The sequence below is a fragment of the Ruegeria haliotis genome (assembly GCF_013377785.1).
Classification (GTDB): domain Bacteria; phylum Pseudomonadota; class Alphaproteobacteria; order Rhodobacterales; family Rhodobacteraceae; genus Ruegeria; species Ruegeria haliotis.
In genome coordinates, this window is sequence record NZ_JABXWT010000032.1 from 1 (window position 1) to 16,168 (window position 16,168).

General features: G+C 56.8%; 14 protein-coding genes and 2 pseudogenes. 14 read left to right on the forward strand and 2 right to left on the reverse strand.

Annotation, left to right across the window (positions count from 1 at the left end):
* Window positions 1-294 precede the first annotated feature (294 nt).
* Window positions 295-887 (reverse strand): annotated as a pseudogene (locus tag HW561_RS22550) (IS6 family transposase).
* Window positions 888-1,086: 199 nt separating this feature from the next.
* On the opposite strand from HW561_RS22550, the gene HW561_RS22555 reads away from it, so the two are divergent.
* A complete protein-coding gene (locus HW561_RS22555) occupies window positions 1,087-2,250 on the forward strand; it encodes an ATP-binding protein (RefSeq protein WP_176867607.1) in 1,164 nt (387 codons plus the stop codon).
* Between the two features lie 135 nt (window positions 2,251-2,385).
* On the opposite strand, the pseudogene HW561_RS22560 reads toward HW561_RS22555, so the two are convergent.
* A pseudogene (locus tag HW561_RS22560) lies at window positions 2,386-2,852 on the reverse strand (IS6 family transposase).
* Between the two features lie 363 nt (window positions 2,853-3,215).
* Between HW561_RS22560 and HW561_RS22565 the strand changes: the two are divergent.
* The 13 genes from HW561_RS22565 to HW561_RS22625 all read left to right on the forward strand — a co-directional run bounded on the left by HW561_RS22565 (window position 3,216) and on the right by HW561_RS22625 (window position 16,065).
* Complete coding sequence (locus HW561_RS22565) at window positions 3,216-4,451, forward strand: ABC transporter substrate-binding protein (protein ID WP_176867608.1); 1,236 nt, start codon at window positions 3,216-3,218, stop codon at window positions 4,449-4,451.
* Window positions 4,448-5,431, forward strand: a complete 984-nt coding sequence (locus tag HW561_RS22570; protein WP_176867609.1) for a GntR family transcriptional regulator — start codon at window positions 4,448-4,450, stop codon at window positions 5,429-5,431. Before HW561_RS22565 ends, HW561_RS22570 begins: the two co-directional genes overlap by 4 nt.
* 242 nt (window positions 5,432-5,673) lie before the next feature.
* A complete protein-coding gene (locus tag HW561_RS22575; RefSeq protein WP_176867610.1) occupies window positions 5,674-6,756 on the forward strand; it encodes an ABC transporter ATP-binding protein in 1,083 nt (360 codons plus the stop codon).
* The gene (locus tag HW561_RS22580) at window positions 6,753-7,622 is read left to right on the forward strand and encodes an ABC transporter permease (RefSeq protein ID WP_176867611.1); all 870 of its coding nucleotides are present in this window, start codon (window positions 6,753-6,755) and stop codon (window positions 7,620-7,622) included. Before HW561_RS22575 ends, HW561_RS22580 begins: the two co-directional genes overlap by 4 nt.
* Before the next feature lie 2 nt (window positions 7,623-7,624).
* Complete coding sequence (locus HW561_RS22585; protein ID WP_176867612.1) at window positions 7,625-8,476, forward strand: ABC transporter permease; 852 nt, start codon at window positions 7,625-7,627, stop codon at window positions 8,474-8,476.
* A complete protein-coding gene (locus tag HW561_RS22590; RefSeq protein WP_176867613.1) occupies window positions 8,473-9,195 on the forward strand; it encodes an SDR family NAD(P)-dependent oxidoreductase in 723 nt (240 codons plus the stop codon). Before HW561_RS22585 ends, HW561_RS22590 begins: the two co-directional genes overlap by 4 nt.
* Window positions 9,192-9,947: an SDR family NAD(P)-dependent oxidoreductase gene (locus HW561_RS22595; RefSeq protein WP_176867614.1), complete on the forward strand. Its 756-nt coding sequence runs from the start codon at window positions 9,192-9,194 to the stop codon at window positions 9,945-9,947. The genes HW561_RS22590 and HW561_RS22595 overlap by 4 nt, the downstream gene beginning before the upstream one ends.
* Before the next feature lie 66 nt (window positions 9,948-10,013).
* Entirely contained in the window at window positions 10,014-11,231 is a 1,218-nt protein-coding gene (locus HW561_RS22600; protein WP_176867615.1) for an ABC transporter substrate-binding protein, read from the forward strand.
* Window positions 11,232-11,313: 82 nt separating this feature from the next.
* The gene (locus HW561_RS22605) at window positions 11,314-12,417 is read left to right on the forward strand and encodes an ABC transporter ATP-binding protein (RefSeq protein WP_176867616.1); all 1,104 of its coding nucleotides are present in this window, start codon (window positions 11,314-11,316) and stop codon (window positions 12,415-12,417) included.
* Between the two features lie 15 nt (window positions 12,418-12,432).
* The gene (locus HW561_RS22610; protein WP_176867617.1) at window positions 12,433-13,785 is read left to right on the forward strand and encodes an amidase; all 1,353 of its coding nucleotides are present in this window, start codon (window positions 12,433-12,435) and stop codon (window positions 13,783-13,785) included.
* A 46-nt stretch (window positions 13,786-13,831) separates the two neighbouring features.
* The gene (locus HW561_RS22615) at window positions 13,832-14,734 is read left to right on the forward strand and encodes a polysaccharide deacetylase family protein (protein WP_176867618.1); all 903 of its coding nucleotides are present in this window, start codon (window positions 13,832-13,834) and stop codon (window positions 14,732-14,734) included.
* Window positions 14,735-14,793: 59 nt separating this feature from the next.
* On the forward strand, window positions 14,794-15,090 hold the full coding sequence (locus HW561_RS22620; protein ID WP_176867619.1) for a hypothetical protein: 297 nt from the start codon (window positions 14,794-14,796) through the stop codon (window positions 15,088-15,090).
* On the forward strand, window positions 15,091-16,065 hold the full coding sequence (locus HW561_RS22625) for a CobW family GTP-binding protein (protein ID WP_176867620.1): 975 nt from the start codon (window positions 15,091-15,093) through the stop codon (window positions 16,063-16,065). It begins immediately after the preceding gene.
* The last annotated feature ends 103 nt before the right edge of the window (window positions 16,066-16,168 follow it).

Genomic DNA, 16,168 nt, shown 5'->3' on the forward strand with positions numbered 1-16,168 from the left:
AGTTCTCCCAACTAGCGGGAGAACCGGCTCACCAATGCTACTGATGCTCTGCCGTCTAGAAAGTTTGCGACAGAACCAGTATCGTCAGATCGAAAAACAGTTGTTGCACTCTCCCTTTGAAGGAGGCGCACCCTTGGATGACAATGTCACCGATAGCTCTTACCGAGTTTCAGAACACCAACATCATGCACAAATTCCACCAGACAGCCTGACTCAGAGTTGGCGACAGAACCCTATAGTAGGTTTTGTTGTGAAGTTTCCATCTGCTTGAGAGAATACTTTTAACCCTTGAGGTTAAGCGGCCAATTTTGCGAATTGCCGAAATGGACAGAATCCTGGCATCGGGCGGGTTCGTCTTTTGATGAACCGATGGTCCCGTTCCACAATATTATTGAGATATTTTTGTCGAACCATCTCGGTAGGAATGGGACATCCAAAGCCTCTCAGCATCTTGTTGATGGCTTTGATGCCAGCTGTGCCGCCGCCATTGTCGATGACGATCTTTCGCGGCAGGTCGTTAACGTCCAATACTCGAGCGAAGAATTTCGTGGCAACCGGCTTGTTTCGACTCTGTGAAAGCATGAAATCAAGCGTCTTGCCGTGTTTGTTCACCGCCCGGTAGAGGTATATCCAAGCACCTTTCACCTTGATGTAGGTTTCATCCATCCTCCAAGACCCTGCGCACGGTGTTTACGCCGTCGTGCTGCCTCAGCGGTCGCACCAGAGTAGCGCGTCACCCACCGGTTCAGCGTGGTGTGATCGGCCAAGATGCCCCGTTCAGCTATGATTTCTTACGGAGTCCGGTAGGATATCCTGTCTCGGGCGTCGAAGAGGACCGCGAACAAGATCACACCCCTGGGATACTGCGCGCCTTTGAAAGAGAGCATGAGCTGGCTTTCAACTGGTTACCAATGCCTGCCACGCGCGTGCTAACTCAACCAGCGTCAACGTCAAAACTTCGCAACAGAACTCCTGTGCAAAACGTTGCATTTCGTCTGAAATGGGTTGCTGTCGTTGAGCTATGCAGGGCTACAATTCCAAAGTTAAACCTTGTAAATCTTCCGTCGTATGGAATAAATGCAATGTATGATCGAGCGCAGTCACAGAAAATCGGTTGAAAATTCTCTAGAGAACCAGGCAGGCGTAGTCCTGCTTGGGCCGCGGCAAGTTGGGAAAACAACGCTCGCGCAAGATATCGCTGAAAGCCGTGACGCTGTCTATCTTGATATGGAGAGACCAGCCGACCGTCAGGTGCTCGAAGAGCCCGACCTTTATCTCGATGAGCAGGCTGGACGTCTTGTGGTGATCGACGAGGTTCAACTCATGCCCGGCCTGTTCAAGGCCTTGCGCGGTCAAATCGACCGACGGCGCAGGCAAGGGCATCGGACTGAGCAGTTCCTGCTGCTGGGGTCGGCCTCGAACACGCTTCTGCACCAAAGCGCGGAATCCCTGGCGGGACGGGTCAGCTATCACGAGCTGACGCCTTTCACCTTGTCGGAAACCGGAGCGCACGCGATCTCGACCCTGTGGTTGCGGGGCGGTTTTCCAGATAGCTTTCTGGCAAAAAACGATCAGACCAGCTTGGCTTGGCGCGAGGATTTCATCCGAACTTATCTGGAACGCGATGTTCCAGCCTTCGGGTTGCGCATTCCGGCGGAGACATTGCGCCGGTTCTGGACAATGCTCGCCCATGAGCAAGGCGGGTTACTCAACGCGGCAAAGCTCGCGGGAAACCTGGGCGTCTCCGGTCAGAGCGTTGCACGTTATCTTGACTTGCTGGTCGACCTGATGCTGGTGCGCCGCTTGCCGCCCTGGCACTCCAATGCCGGAAAGCGTCTGGTCAAATCTCCCAAGGTCTATATTCGCGATTCCGGACTGACCCATGCGCTTCTTGGGATCGGGACGCAGGAGAACCTGCTTGGGCATCCGGTTGTTGGCGGCAGTTGGGAAGGGTTCTGCATCGAAAACCTGATCGCCGCTGCACCGCGTGGAACCGAAGCAAGCTTCTACCGTTCTTCAGCCGGGGCCGAGGTAGATCTGATGTTGAAACTTCCCCAAGGTGCCGTCTGGGCGATTGAGATCAAGCGGACGACATCGGCGAAGGTAACGCGTGGGTTCCATATCGCGACGGAAGAGTTGGACGTCTCAGAACGCTTCCTTGTCTATGCCGACGACAGGGAGATGCCGGGACAGGGAGGGGTACGGGCAATGCCCCTCATGAAAGCCATGGAAAGGCTGGCGTCAGCATAGACACGAGAACGACTCGTGCCGTCGGATATAAGTTCGTGTAGGGCAATGTAACCCATCGCTGCCAGAGCTTTGTCGCAATTGGAACAGCCGTCACGAAGGGCGTGTTTTGTTCTCTAATCTGTCAAGGCCTTCCTCTTAGCTTTTGCGGATCATGTGTGCGCCCTCGATACCCGCCAGAGCTGCCGAAGCTGGAACGAAGGATTTGAAGCCGAGCATCGGAGGGGTTCACCTTTTGATGAAACGGTGGTCCTGTTCCAAAATATTGTTGCGTAGGCTTGTTCCGACGTTGTGAAAGCATAAATCGAGTGTTTTGACAAGTTTATCGACGGCTCGATAAAGGTACACCCCTGATCCCATTACCTTGATGTAAGTTTCGTCCCTTCGCCAAGACCGATCACATGGCCCTTTCGTCTACGCGCAGCATCGGCAATTGCGCCTGAGCATCGTGTCGCCCAACGGTTCAGCGTAGTATGGTCGACCGAAACGCCACGTTCAGCCACAATCTCCTCAAGATCACAGTAGGACCCGCCATATCTAACGCAGAAGAACACTGCGAACAGGATCACATCCTTCGGGTATTGCGCATCCTTGAAAGAGATCATGTGCAGACTTTCAACTGGTTGTCATTACCGACCATTCGCGCGCTGGCTCACCCCGCGTCAATGTTCAAAAGCGCGCAACCGAACCACTCCGAAATCCAGATGCGAGCGACCGAACTACGATTAGCGTGACAAGGCCGCTTGATTGATATGAACAATTGATCACAGATCAAGTGAACGGCATCGTCAACTTACCAGAGCGTGGCCCGACGTGATGGGCCAGCGGCGTCGGTGATACGGTCAAGGCCGTTGTCCTTTCGGGCTGAGCATCGGGCGCCAAACCATATCCATCGTTTACCTCAGATATTCTGGTCGTTAGATTTGATTGCAGCCCGCTTTTGCACTGAATAATAAACAGGACCTCCGATGCCCACTGACCTGTCTGCTGCGCACAAGCTTGCCGCCCCGCCACGTGTCAAGCGTCGGACGCTGCGCGTTATTGGCACGGACGTCACGCTTCTGGAAGGTGTCCGCCAAGCAGCCATCGCGGATCTGCAATTCGATATCGAGTATGAATCGCTCGACTTTCTGACCTGTCAGCGTCGCGCGGCCATGAACCCCGAACACTATGATATTTACGAGCAGTGTTTTCACAATCTGGACATCGTCTGGTATTGGGGCGCGCTTCAGCCCATAGACACGCACCGTATTGCGGAATGGGAGAATATTGGCGATCTTTCGAAACTTGGTGGTGTCAGCAAATACATGCGGCAGGGGTATGGCGACGCTCCGGTTCGCAAGCTTTATGTGCAACCTGATGGCGTGATAGGGCAGCAGCCCATGCGGTTCATCTCGATGCTGCCTACGGCTCATAATGTGGATTCCTTTGGCTTTGATCGCCGCGTTTTTGGGGACGAAGGCCCTGAAGGCTCCAGCTGGGCCTGGCTGTTGGACAAGCGCGCCAAGGGACGTATCGCGCTTGTGGATGAGCCGGCGATCGGTCTGTTTGATGCGGCACTGGCCGCAGAGGCCAGCGGCGATCTCAGCTTTGCCGATATCGGCAATATGACAGTGGATGAGATCGACAGCCTGATGGCGCTGTTGGAAACGCTCCGACAACAAGGGTTCTTTTGTGACAGCTGGAAATCCGCGCAGGATGCCGAGGCCCTGCTGCATGGCGACAAAGTGTCTGCCCAAAGTATGTGGTCACCGTCTTATGGCAATCTGGGGCCGATGCAGGATCATTTCATCGAAAGTGTTCCGCGAGAAGGGTATCGTGCCTGGCACGGTGGGGCTTCGCTGGCAAAGCACTTGACCGGAACCAAGCTGGGCATGGCTTATGAATACCTCAATTGGTGGCTGACCGGAAAAGCAGGGGCGATCATGGCCCGCCAAGGCTATTATATGACCGTTCTCGAAAAGACCCGCCAGTATCTGAGCGAGGACGAATGGGACTATTGGTACGAAGGCCAGATCGCCCGATCGGACCTTGCCGGGCCGGATGGGCAGACTGTTGTGCGTAAGGGTCACCGACGTGCAGGAGGTGCCTATCATGAACGCGTAAGCCGTATTGCCCTTTGGAACACGGTAATGGATGAGTACAATTATGCCGCACGATCATGGAACCGCTTCATCTCTGCCGTTAGAGAGAACCGGCCATGAGCAGGTCATCAACACTGCGCGGACAGGCGCCTCTGTACGAGGTGATCTCCGACATCCTGAAGCGCAATATCCAGTCCGGACGCCTGCCTACGGGGCTTGTGCTGATTGAAGGGCCAATTGCTCGCGTCATGATGACCAGTCGCGCCCCTGTTCAAGTGGCATTGCGCAAGCTGCACGAAGAAGGGTTGATCCATCGCTTCCGCGGCCGGGGCTATCTGGTTGGTGCGGCTACCGCAGATATCGGGCCGATCCGGCGGCCGATTGACGAGTTCCAGCTTGATATTCCCGAACAGTCCAAATCATCGCTTGAAGTGCGTGGCACCTGGATGCGCGTCTATGATCAGGTCGAAGCGGACGTCGCAGCCTGTCAGGTGTTTGGCGAGTTTCGTCTGGTCGAAACCGAACTTGCGGATTTCCTGGGTGTCAGCCGAACAGTCGCGCGCGACGTGTTGAGCCGATTGAATGAGCGGGGACTGATCCGCAAGGGCGCGTCCTCACACTGGCTTGCAGGTCCGCTTACGGCCCGTGTCCTGCGCGAAAAATATCAACTGCGTGCCATTGTGGAACCCGCAGCCCTGTTGTTGGCGGCTGATTTTATCGAACCCGCCGAGATCACCAAAGTGCGTGACGAGATCCGGCAGGGTTTGACGCGCGAAACTGACGCATACGAAGAGGCTTTTCAAAAGCACTGCCTTGAGCGGGCGCCTAACGAAGCCCTGGTTGAAATGATCCGTAATAACCGCCTGCTTCTGTCATCGGTCAACGAAGCCCTGAACCGTTTGGGCCTGCCAGCGGATCATGTTGCGATCGATCAGTACCGGATCTTGTTTGACCTGATTGGATCACGTCAGATCAATTCAGCTGCGGAATACCTCAAAGAGCATTTGCGCCTGCTTGCTGACAAGAACCTGGCGCGCCTGAAGATCGTTGCACTGGTGCCCGAAGCGGAAGCGATTCCTCGATACCTCTCACCACTATAAACGATCCTCGTACCCAATATTCATTTCTATATGGCAAAATATTTAGTAATCAGGTTATTTTCTGATCACTTTAGTCTATTTTCGGTCAAAAGATGGTTATTGACCAATCTCTAAATGCTATCCTTTATACGATATACGTTTTATCCGAAGCGGCGTTTCAATGCCATACACACTCCGGTGAATACGTTTAATGGAAGCGCACAGCTCACTTCCAATTGCTTGAATATCGAGTGGGGGCATGAATGGTTCAGAGTGAATCCATCTTCAGATTGGACGGCGTCACACGTCGCTTCGGTGCGCTGACGGCGCTGGACGATATCACGTTCGAGGCACCGCAGAATGAATACATCTCTTTGCTTGGGCCGTCGGGCGCGGGAAAGACCTCGCTTTTGCGGGTCATCGCCGGATTTGAAAGCCCCGATGTCGGTCGGATTCACTTTTTGGGGCGCGATATAACCGATCTTCCGGCTCATAAGCGCGGCATCGGCTTTGTGTTTCAGAATTTCGCACTTTTTCCCCACCTGACCGTGTTCGAAAACATCGCCTTCGGACTTCGAAATGGCATTGACGACATTGCCGATGCCCAAATCGGCGACCGGGTCAGGGAAATGGTCGATCTGGTGGGTCTAAGCGGGCTTGAGGACCGGGTTCCCGACCAGATCTCGGGCGGTCAGAAACAGCGTGTCGCACTGGCCAGAACACTGGTGATGCAGCCCAAACTGGTGTTGCTGGACGAACCATTGGGCGCGTTGGACGCAAACCTGCGTGGCCGGATGCAGACCGAGTTGCGCCAGATCCGCGAACGCCTGAATGTCACCTTCTTGCATGTCACCGGCAGCGAGACTGAGGCTTTGGCCATGGGCGATACTGTTGCCGTATTGGATCGTGGGCGGATCATTCAATCCGGCACCCCAGAGCAGATACATGACACACCCTCCAGTTCGGATGTTGCGCTATTCCTGAACCGGTTCAACCTGTTTGACGGGAAACTGTCCGCAGACGCCTTCCATGGCCCGTTTGGCCCTGTCCCCGCGGCCAATGTGTGCCAAAATCCAACAGACATCTATGCCATACGCTATGACCGCACCAAGGCGTTCAGAAAAGGCGATACTTTGCCCGGCCCGGCCCTGCCCGCCAGGTTTTTGGCCAGTGAATATCTGGGCTCTTCCGTCATCTCATTTTTTGAAACCGCCGATCACAAGCAGGTCGAGGTGGACCACCACCTGAGTTTCGGAGACCCCGACAACTATAAGGTCGGTGAGGAATACGTTCTGTCCTGGGACCCCCGGCACGCCATCGTCTTTGGTCAGGAGGCAGCGGCATGAGCATCGCGGCCCCTTCCACTCAGCGGAACACCTTTACCGGCTGGCTTCTGGCACCGGGCGTATTCTGGATGATCCTGTTTCTGGTCGCACCGATCATGATGATCGTCTACGTGTCATTCTGGACGCAGACAACCTTTGCCATCAACTCGACACTGACGCTGGACAGCTGGAAGAACTTCTTCAGTTCTGAGGCGTATGTGGGTGCGCTTTGGACCACATTGCGCCTGTGGTTGATCGTTCTCGCGCTGACATTCATCATCGGCTATCCGGCGGCATTGTTCGTGGGGCTTCTGGTCAAAAGCAAGACCGTCTCGACCATATTGCTTGTGCTTTGTGTGATCCCATTCTGGACGTCCTTCCTGATCCGCGTTCTGGCCTGGCGTCCGATGCTGGGCAAAGAAGGCGCGATCAACATCATCCTGCAAAAATTGGGACTGATCGATAGCCCGATCGAGGTTTTGCTGTTTTCAGAACTGTCGGTCATCATCGGCATGACGCAGATTTATGTTGTATTCATGGTCGGTCCCATCGCCTTCATGCTGGGCCGCATCGACCGCAACATCATCGAGGCGGCGCGCGATCTGGGTGCGGGTTTCGGGCGCATCTTCTGGAAAATCATCTTTCCGCTCAGCCTGCCGGGCGTTGTCGTGGGTGCGATCTTTGTCAGCGTGATGGTTCTGGGCGAATTCGCCACCTCCGGCGCGCTATCGGGGCGCAAGGTGAACCTGCTGGGCAACATTATCGTGACGCAAGTCGGGTCGCTCAAATGGGCGATGGCCTCGGTCGTGGGGGTGATCCTGACCATTCTTCTTGGCATCGTCGTGGCCGGATTCCTGCGCATCGTCGATCTGAAAAGCGAGTTGTGAGCATGGAATCGAAAGCCCTCAAACCCATTCTTGCGGTCTATGTCGCAGCGTTCATCCTGTTCCTGTATGGCCCGTTCATCGTGCTGGGCATCCTGTCCTTTCAGCAAGGACCCGAAGGCGGACCGCAGTTCCCGATCATCGACTGGTCGACCTATTGGTACCGGCACCTGTTCGGCCTGACACCACCGTCGCGCATCGCACCCCTGCCAGTGGGTGAGGCGCTGTTGCGCTCGCTAACACTGGCCTTCATGACCATGGTCACAGCCACCGTGTTGGGCGTGATGGCGGCGCAGGCGTTCCGCCGTCGGTTTCGGGGCGCGGGCATCGTTTTCTATCTGATCGTTCTAGGCATGATGGTGCCCGGCGTCCTGACCGGCCTGGGAACGTCCCTGCTGGCCAACAATGTGGTCGGCGTAGAACGCCATTGGTGGACAACTGCCTTTGTCGCCCATGTCGTCTATACGTTCCCGTTTGCCTTCCTTGTGATGCTCGCGATCCTTAACCGCTTTGACGGGTCGGTCGAGGAAGCGGCATGGTCCTTAGGGGTGTCGCCAGCCCGGACATTCCGCAAAGTGACCTTCCCGCTGATCTTTCCGGGCGTTTTGTCAGCAATGCTGTTTGCCTTCACGCTCAGTTTTGATGAATTCCCGCGCACTCTGTTTGCCTCAGGCCGGGATCAGACGCTGCCGCTGGCGATTTACGGCACCTTCTCGGTCGAGATTCACCCAAACATCTTCGCCTTTGGCGTGATGACCACACTGTTTTCATTCTCGCTGCTGGCCGTCTACGGCATCCTGATGGGACTGAGCGTGCGCAGGGCCAAGAAGATCGCAATGCAGGAAGACATCGCATGAGCATCGCGATCATCACAGGCGCCGGGTCCGGCATCGGGCAAGCGATTGCCGTGAAACTGGCGGTGGACGGGTACAAAGTGCTGGTCAATGATTTCAACGCCGACGCGGCGGAGAAGACCGTCGCTCGGATCGGCTCCAATGCTGCAGCGCACCATGGCGATGTCTCGAACCCGGCGGATGTGGCGCAGATGATCGAACATTGCCACCGGGCGTTCGGAGCGCCGACCCACCTAATCAACAATGCCGGTCACGTGCATCAGGCCGCATTCACCGACCTGTCGGTAGATGACTTTGATCACATGATCGCCGTTCATCTGCGCGGTACGTTTCTATGCACCAAGTCGGTCCTGCCGGGCATGCTGAGCGCAGGTAAAGGCTGTGTGGTGAATGTGGCTTCGCAGCTGGGCCAGATCGGCGGGGTTGAGCTGGTGCATTACTCAGCGGCCAAGGCGGGCATTATTGGCATGACCAAGGCGCTGTCCCGCGAAATGTCCGCCCAAGGTGTGCGCGTCAACGCAGTCGCACCGGGGCCGATCAACACGCCGTTGGTGCGAGCGTTGTCGCCCGATTGGCAGGCAGCAAAGGCCGCCGAACTTCCTCTGGGTCATTTTGGCGAACCGCAGGACGTGGCCGACACGGTTGCGTTTCTGTGTTCGGACGCCGCGCGCCTTTATGTGGGCCAAACCCTTTGTCCAAACTCAGGAGATGTGATGTTATGAGCAATATCGTGTTCATCACCGGCGGCAGCATCGGTATTGGCCGGGCCTGTGCATTAGCCTTTGCGGCTCGGGGCGACACTGTGATCGTGACGGATGTGCTGGAGGCCGAAGGCAAGGCTGTCGTCGCCGAGATCGAAGCCACCGGTGGGCAGGCCGAGTTTCATCCACTAGACGTTCGAAGCACGGAACGCGCCAACGCGCTGGTTGCCGATATCGAGACGCGTCACGGGGCGATAGACACGATCGTGGCCAATGCGGGCATCGCGCACCGGGTGCCGCTGGATCAGCTGACGGATGAGAAATGGGACCACACCTTTGACATAGACCTCAAGGGAATGTTCCGCGCCATCCGCCCTGCCCTTGCCGGGATGAAAACACGTGGAAAGGGCAGCATTGTCTGCCTGTCGTCGATCATGGGCGTCGCCTATGGCTGGGACGAACATGTCCACTATTCGTCGGCCAAAGCCGGTGTTGTGGGGCTTGTGCGCGGACTGGCTGTCGAACTGGCGCGCAGCGGTGTGCGCGTGAACGGCGTGGCGCCCGGCTATATCCGCACCGCGCAACTGCTTTCCGAAGAACACTCGCTCGGCCCTGCAGGGGCGGAAACGGCGGGCGAAAACATTCCGATGGGCTGGATCGGAGAACCCGACGACATCGCCGATGTGGTGGTTTTCCTTGCCTCGAACGGGGCGCGTTACCTCACCGGACAAGTGATTGCTGTAGATGGTGGCCTGTTGGTCGGACGGTACTGACTACAGCGGGGCTGACCGCCCCTAACCAAGAAAAAGACATTCGACCTCAACAAGGAGTAAACAGAAATGAGTACCTATTCACGACGGAAATTCCTTCAGACAACAGCTGGCAGCGCTGCGCTTGCCGCCGGTGGTATGCCGTTCTTGGGGGGGCAACAGGCTTTTGCCGCAGGCATAGGCAACCAGGAATTGCGTACTGTCGGATTGTCGGTGACGGTTCAGGAACGTATCCTCAACGACTTTCAACAGAAATCGGGCGTCGGGTCAGTCAACGGCAAGGCGGATATTTTCCCCAACACCCAGACGGAAATCTTGTCGGGCACCGACGCCTATGATTGCTGGGAAATCATCGGTGAGCGTCTGGCCGCGATGGTCGCCACAGACAAGCTTGCGCCCGTGGCTGCGGCAGATCTGCAGAACTGGTCCGGCATCCGCGATACGTTCACCACGGCATCGGATCGCTGGGATCGCAACCGCCAGATCGTCGGTCAGATCTGGGAGGACGAAAGCCAGACGCGCCTGAACATGGTGCCCACCGTCTACAATTATGACTCGATCGGCTATCGCCCGGATTTGGTCGATGCCGAAGAAGCCTCGACCTGGGCGGCGCTGTTCGATCCCAAGTTCAAAGGCAAAACCGGTCTGAACGTGGACCCGTTGATCGCCTTCGGTCAGGCCATTCTGGCGATGAATGCGTTGGGCTTGCTTGAGGTAGAAAACCCCGGCAACCCGGATGCCGTGTCTATCGAGGACGCGTCAAAGTTCCTGATCTCGAAGAAGAAAGACGGTCAGTTCCGCGCCCTGTGGGGTGACTTTGGCGAGCTTGTGAACCTTCTGGCCTCGGGTGAGATGGTCATCGCGGATGCCTGGCAACCGGCGGTGATGGCGGTCAAGGCGCAGGGCGTCGAATGCTCGTACGCGACAATGAAAGAAGGGTATCGCGGTTGGGCCATTGGCGTGTCACCACTCAAGACGTCAAACAACCTCGAGGCCGTCACGGCCTATGCCGATTATTGGCTGTCCGGACCACCGGCAATCGCCGTGTCCGAACAGGGATACTACTCACCGACCGTCAACGTCAAAGAGGTCATGGATCCAGACAAATACGCCTTCTGGTATGAGGGCCAACCGTGGGTTGGCGCAACAGAACGCGGGATCAAGGAAGGCGATTTGCGTGATGGCGGATCACTGGAAACGCGCGCTGCCAATGTTGCCTACTGGCATCAGTGGCCGGATGAGTACGACTTGCTGATCCGCAAATGGGACGAGTTCCTGTCGGCCTGATTCCGTAGTGGTTCAGCCGGACCCGTTCGGCTGAACCACATCCCCGATATTTAAGAATTCACATCGAAAGGGTGCGACGTCCTTGGCTTACGATCTGCAACTCAAGAATGTTGGAAAAGTCTATGACAACGGCACGCCAGCCGTCATCGACTTTAATCTGGACGTCGAGAAAGGAGAGTTTATCGCCTTTCTGGGCCCGTCTGGGTGCGGGAAATCGACAACATTGCGCATGATATCCGGGTTCGAGACGGTCACAACCGGTGATTTGCTGATCCGGGGTCAGCGGGTCAACGACCAGCCGCCGGAAAAGCGTCCGACTTCGATGATCTTCCAGAACTACGCGCTGTTTCCGCATATGAACGTACGCCAGAACGTACGGTTCGGGCTGGAGGTCAAAGGTTTGCCCAAGGTCGAGGCCGACCGGAAAGTGGACGGAATTCTGGACAAGCTCGGCTTGCTGGACATTTCCGAGATGGCGACCAGCCGCCTGTCAGGTGGCCAGCGTCAGCGCATCGCACTGGCCCGTTCGCTGGTCGTTGAACCCGACATCCTGTTGCTGGACGAACCGCTTGGCGCCTTGGACGCGAACCTGCGCAAAAGCATCCAGAACGAGCTGAAGCTGCTACAGCGGGATCTGGGCATCACCTTTGTCTTCGTGACCCACGCCCAATCCGAGGCACTGGCGCTGTCAGATCGCATCATCGTAATGAACGCGGGGCGGGTCGAACAGATCAGCCCCCCGCGTGAGCTGTACACGCGGCCAACCACCGAGTTCGTGGCACGGTTCATCGGATCAAATACCATTATTCCCGGCACGGTTCGGACGACCGAGGGTCAGACAATCACGCTGGATACGGCCTTTGGCGCCATCTCCGGAACGAACCGGATCGAAGTGGCCCATTCCCAAGGTGAAAAGATGAGCATCGTGCTGCCCGCCGAAGCGGTTGAATTGCTACCGGCAGAAACTGACGAAGACACGCTGCGTCAGTCCTTTGGAGCAAACATCATCCCCTGTCGGATCGAACGGCTGCAAGTCATCGGCCACATCATGCAGATGCTGGTGAGGCTGGAGAATGGTGAAACGATCAATACCGAAGGTCACGTGGACAAGTACCGGGGCCGTCTGACCGTCGGGGCCTCTGCCTATGTCGCCTGGCACTCTGGCGGCGCAACGATGATCGCATAAAGGGTCTTGGGTGAGATGACGATACAAACCATCACGCAAATGGCCGCTGATCTAAAGGCGGGGCGCACTGATCCGGTCGAGCTGACCGAGGCTGTTTTTGACAGAATTGCCATCCACGATGACCCGGCCCTGTTTATCGATATTTTGAAAGACCGCGCGCTGGCCGAGGCCGAGGCATCGCGCCTGAGGTGGCGTGCAGACATTCCGGCAAGCCCGGTCGATGGCCTACCCACGGCGTGGAAAGATCTGTTTGATCTCAAAGGCCGCGTGACCACCGCCGGTTCGATCGTGCTGAAATCGAACCCTCCTGCCAAGGCGGACGCGCCCATCGTCGCACGGGCGGCCCGGGCCGGGATGACGTCGGTTGGCACCGTCAACATGACAGAGTTTGCCTATTCCGGAATTGGTCTGAACCCGCATTACGGAACGCCGCGCAACATCCACGCCGCGCCAGATGCGCCACGCAGTCCCGGAGGCTCGTCTTCGGGGTCCGGCGCGGTTGTGGCCGCAGGCATCATGCCAATGTCCATGGGATCCGATACAGGTGGATCAGTGCGCATCCCGGCATCGTTCAACGGGGTGGTCGGATACAAGACCTCAATGGGGCGCTACCCGATGCAGGGTGTGTTTCCCCTGGCGCAATCGCTCGATACCATCGGGCCGCTGACGCACACTGTTGCCGATTGCGTTCTGATCGACGCCGTTTTGCGTGGGCGACACTCCCCGGATATTGAGCCTGCGGATGTCAGCCGCCTTTCTTTCGTTATCCCCGATCAGGTGATGTTCGATGGTGCCGACGCAGACGTGGTGGCCAATTTCGACGCTACAGTTGCGCGGCTTGAGACGGCTGGCGCGCGCGTATCGCGCATCTCTTTGCCTCAGTTACAGGAAACCCTCGATCTGATGGCAGAACATGGGTTTCTTGCCGGGGCCGAGGCGCTGGCCATTCATCGTGACCGCGTTGATGGCCCACAGGCCGCGCAAATGGACGCACGCGTCGTGCACCGGATCCTGCAAGCCAGCCCCATGAGCGCGGTTGATCTGGTCATCCTTCAGCACGCTCGCACCCGGTTAATGGCGGAAACCGCCGCGCTGATCGGTGCAAGCGTCCTGCTCTGCCCGACCACGGCCACAACCGCGATGGAGATCGCCCCGCTTGAGGCCGATCAGGATGTATTCTTCCAACACAACGGGTTGACGCTGCGCAACACGTCGCTGGGAAATTTTCTCGATTGGCCGGGCGTTTCAATCCCCAACGGCACTGACCGGAACGGCATGCCGACCGGGCTGTTGTTGTCCACCCCTCATGGGCGGGACTGCGCCGTGCTGGCCGCGGCATTGACGACCGAAGACATCATACGCGGCTGACGCATCCACGTAATTCAGAGATTTTAATGCACAGAGGAGAAATATCATGACAAAGAAAATTCTATGCGCCTTTGGGACGGATATCGACTCCGTCGCGGGCCAGATCGGCTCTTACGGCGGTGGAGATTCTCCCAACGATATTCAGCGCGGGATATTCGCGACCGAGGTCGGCATCCCCCGCCTTTTGCGGCTGTTCAAGAAATACGAGATGCAGACATCTTTCTTCATTCCGGGCCATTCGCTTGAGACCTTCCCCAAGGAAATGGACATGATCGTCGAAGCGGGCCACGAAATTGGTGCGCATGGATACATGCATGAAAACCCCGTGGCAATGACACCAACGCAGGAAGAGGACGTTCTGGTCAAGTCCATCGAACTGATCAAGGGCCTGACTGGCGAAGCGCCCAAAGGTTATGTCGCGCCGTGGTGGGAAATGTCCAATGTGACCGCCGCCCTGTTGGGAAAATACGGTTTTTCCTATGACCACAGCCAAAGCTACCGCGATTTTCAGCCCTTCTATGCCCGCGTTGGCGATGAATGGAACGTCATCGATTATTCCAAGACGGCGGGCGAATGGATGCATCCGTTGAAACACGGTAAAGAGATTGACCTCGTTGATATCGGTGCCAACTGGTACGTAGACGATCTCCCACCGATGATGTTCATCAAAAACGCGCCCAACAGCCACGGCTTTGTAAGCCCACGCGATATCGAACAGCTGTGGAAGGATCAGTTCGACTGGGTCTACCGCGAAATGGAATACGGGGTTTTCCCGATCACCATCCACCCTGACGTGGCTGGCCGTCCGCAGGTTTTGCTGATGCTGGAACGCTTGATTGACCACATCAATAGCCATTCCGGCGTTGAATGGGTGGATTTCAACACCATCGCCGATGATTTCCGCGCGCGTTACCCGTTTGATGGTGAAGCCCGCCCCGAGGTCATCTGATCCAAACTCTCGTCAGAGGGGGGCGTTCCCCTCTGGCAATTCCTCAAGGAGAACGCGCGATGTGCAGTGCCTGTGGGTTCCCCACCAAACCAGGACATTGGACCGATGCCGGGGCGGACGCCATCGGTGACAAGCTGCAACTCAAGTTCCGCCGCGCCAAAATTCTGAACAAGATACTAAACAGCTATGGCCTTGCCGTTCATGATGATGGTCTGACACCGGGTATTCAATTGCGATCGTTCACTGGGCGTACGGTGATTGTTCCCGATCTCGAAGCGGTCTGGACCGAGGCCGAGGCGCAGACCGGCGCTGTGCTTGATCCTTTGGACGCCCGATTTCTGAGTGTAGCAGCCTAGATGACCGGGGCTGACACACGGGCCGATGGCCGGTTGCGATTGACCATCCTGGGGGGATATCTGGGGTCGGGAAAAACCACCTGGTTGCGTCATCAACTGTATCATGGGCGTTTCGGCCGGGCCCATATTCTGGTCAATGAAGCTGCGGAAACCCCGGTCGACGACACTCTGTTGCAGCAACACGCGGCGGGTATGACTCTTTTAGCGGGGGGGTGTGCGTGTTGTGCCGGGCAGCCTGAACTGCTGAAATCCCTACGACATCTATGCGATCACCGCAGTCGAGTGGCTTCGGACAGCGCGCGCCTTGAAAGGATAGTGCTGGAGACCAGCGGACTGGCCGACCCCGGTACCATTGCGGCAGCAATTCAGGCAGACCCAATGCTGGTGCACCATATCTTGCTGGATGAAATCATTGTTCTGGCCGATGCGGTGAACATTATCCACCAATTGGGAACCGAGCATTTGGGGCGCGCCCAGATCGAAGCTGCTGATCGGATCATCCTGACCAAAGTGGATGCCCAACTCTCTGGCGCATTCAGTGCCGTGTACGCCACGCTGTCGCAGCTTAATCCCGGGGCCTCGATAACATCAGCGGTCAAGGGTGAAGAAATCGATCCATCCGTGGATAAAGCCGTCTCCCCCATCCCGCTTCCGGCGTTGGGTGAGCTTGCTGATCTGGCCGCAATTGAACCAACACGGCTGAAGATTGACAACTCCGTGGACTGGGCGGCGTTTTCTGTATGGCTTTCGGCACTACTGCATGCCCGCGGCAATGACATCGTGCGGGTCAAGGGCGTGTTTGACACGCCAGCGGGGTTCTTGCTGCTGCAGGGCGTCCGAAACTCGGTGCAGGCACCAGAGATATTGCCCTCATCCTCGACCCAGCGCGCCAATGAAATTGTCTTTATCGGTCGTAATTTTGCGAAAGACGATCTTGGAAAGTCACTTGAGTATTTCTCGCTGAGGACCGGATAAGGGTTACGCAAGTAACACCCCGTTAAGGTTCTGTCGCAAACTTTCTAGACGGCAGAGCATCAGTAGCATTGGTGAGCCGGTTCTCCCGCTAGTTGGGAGAACT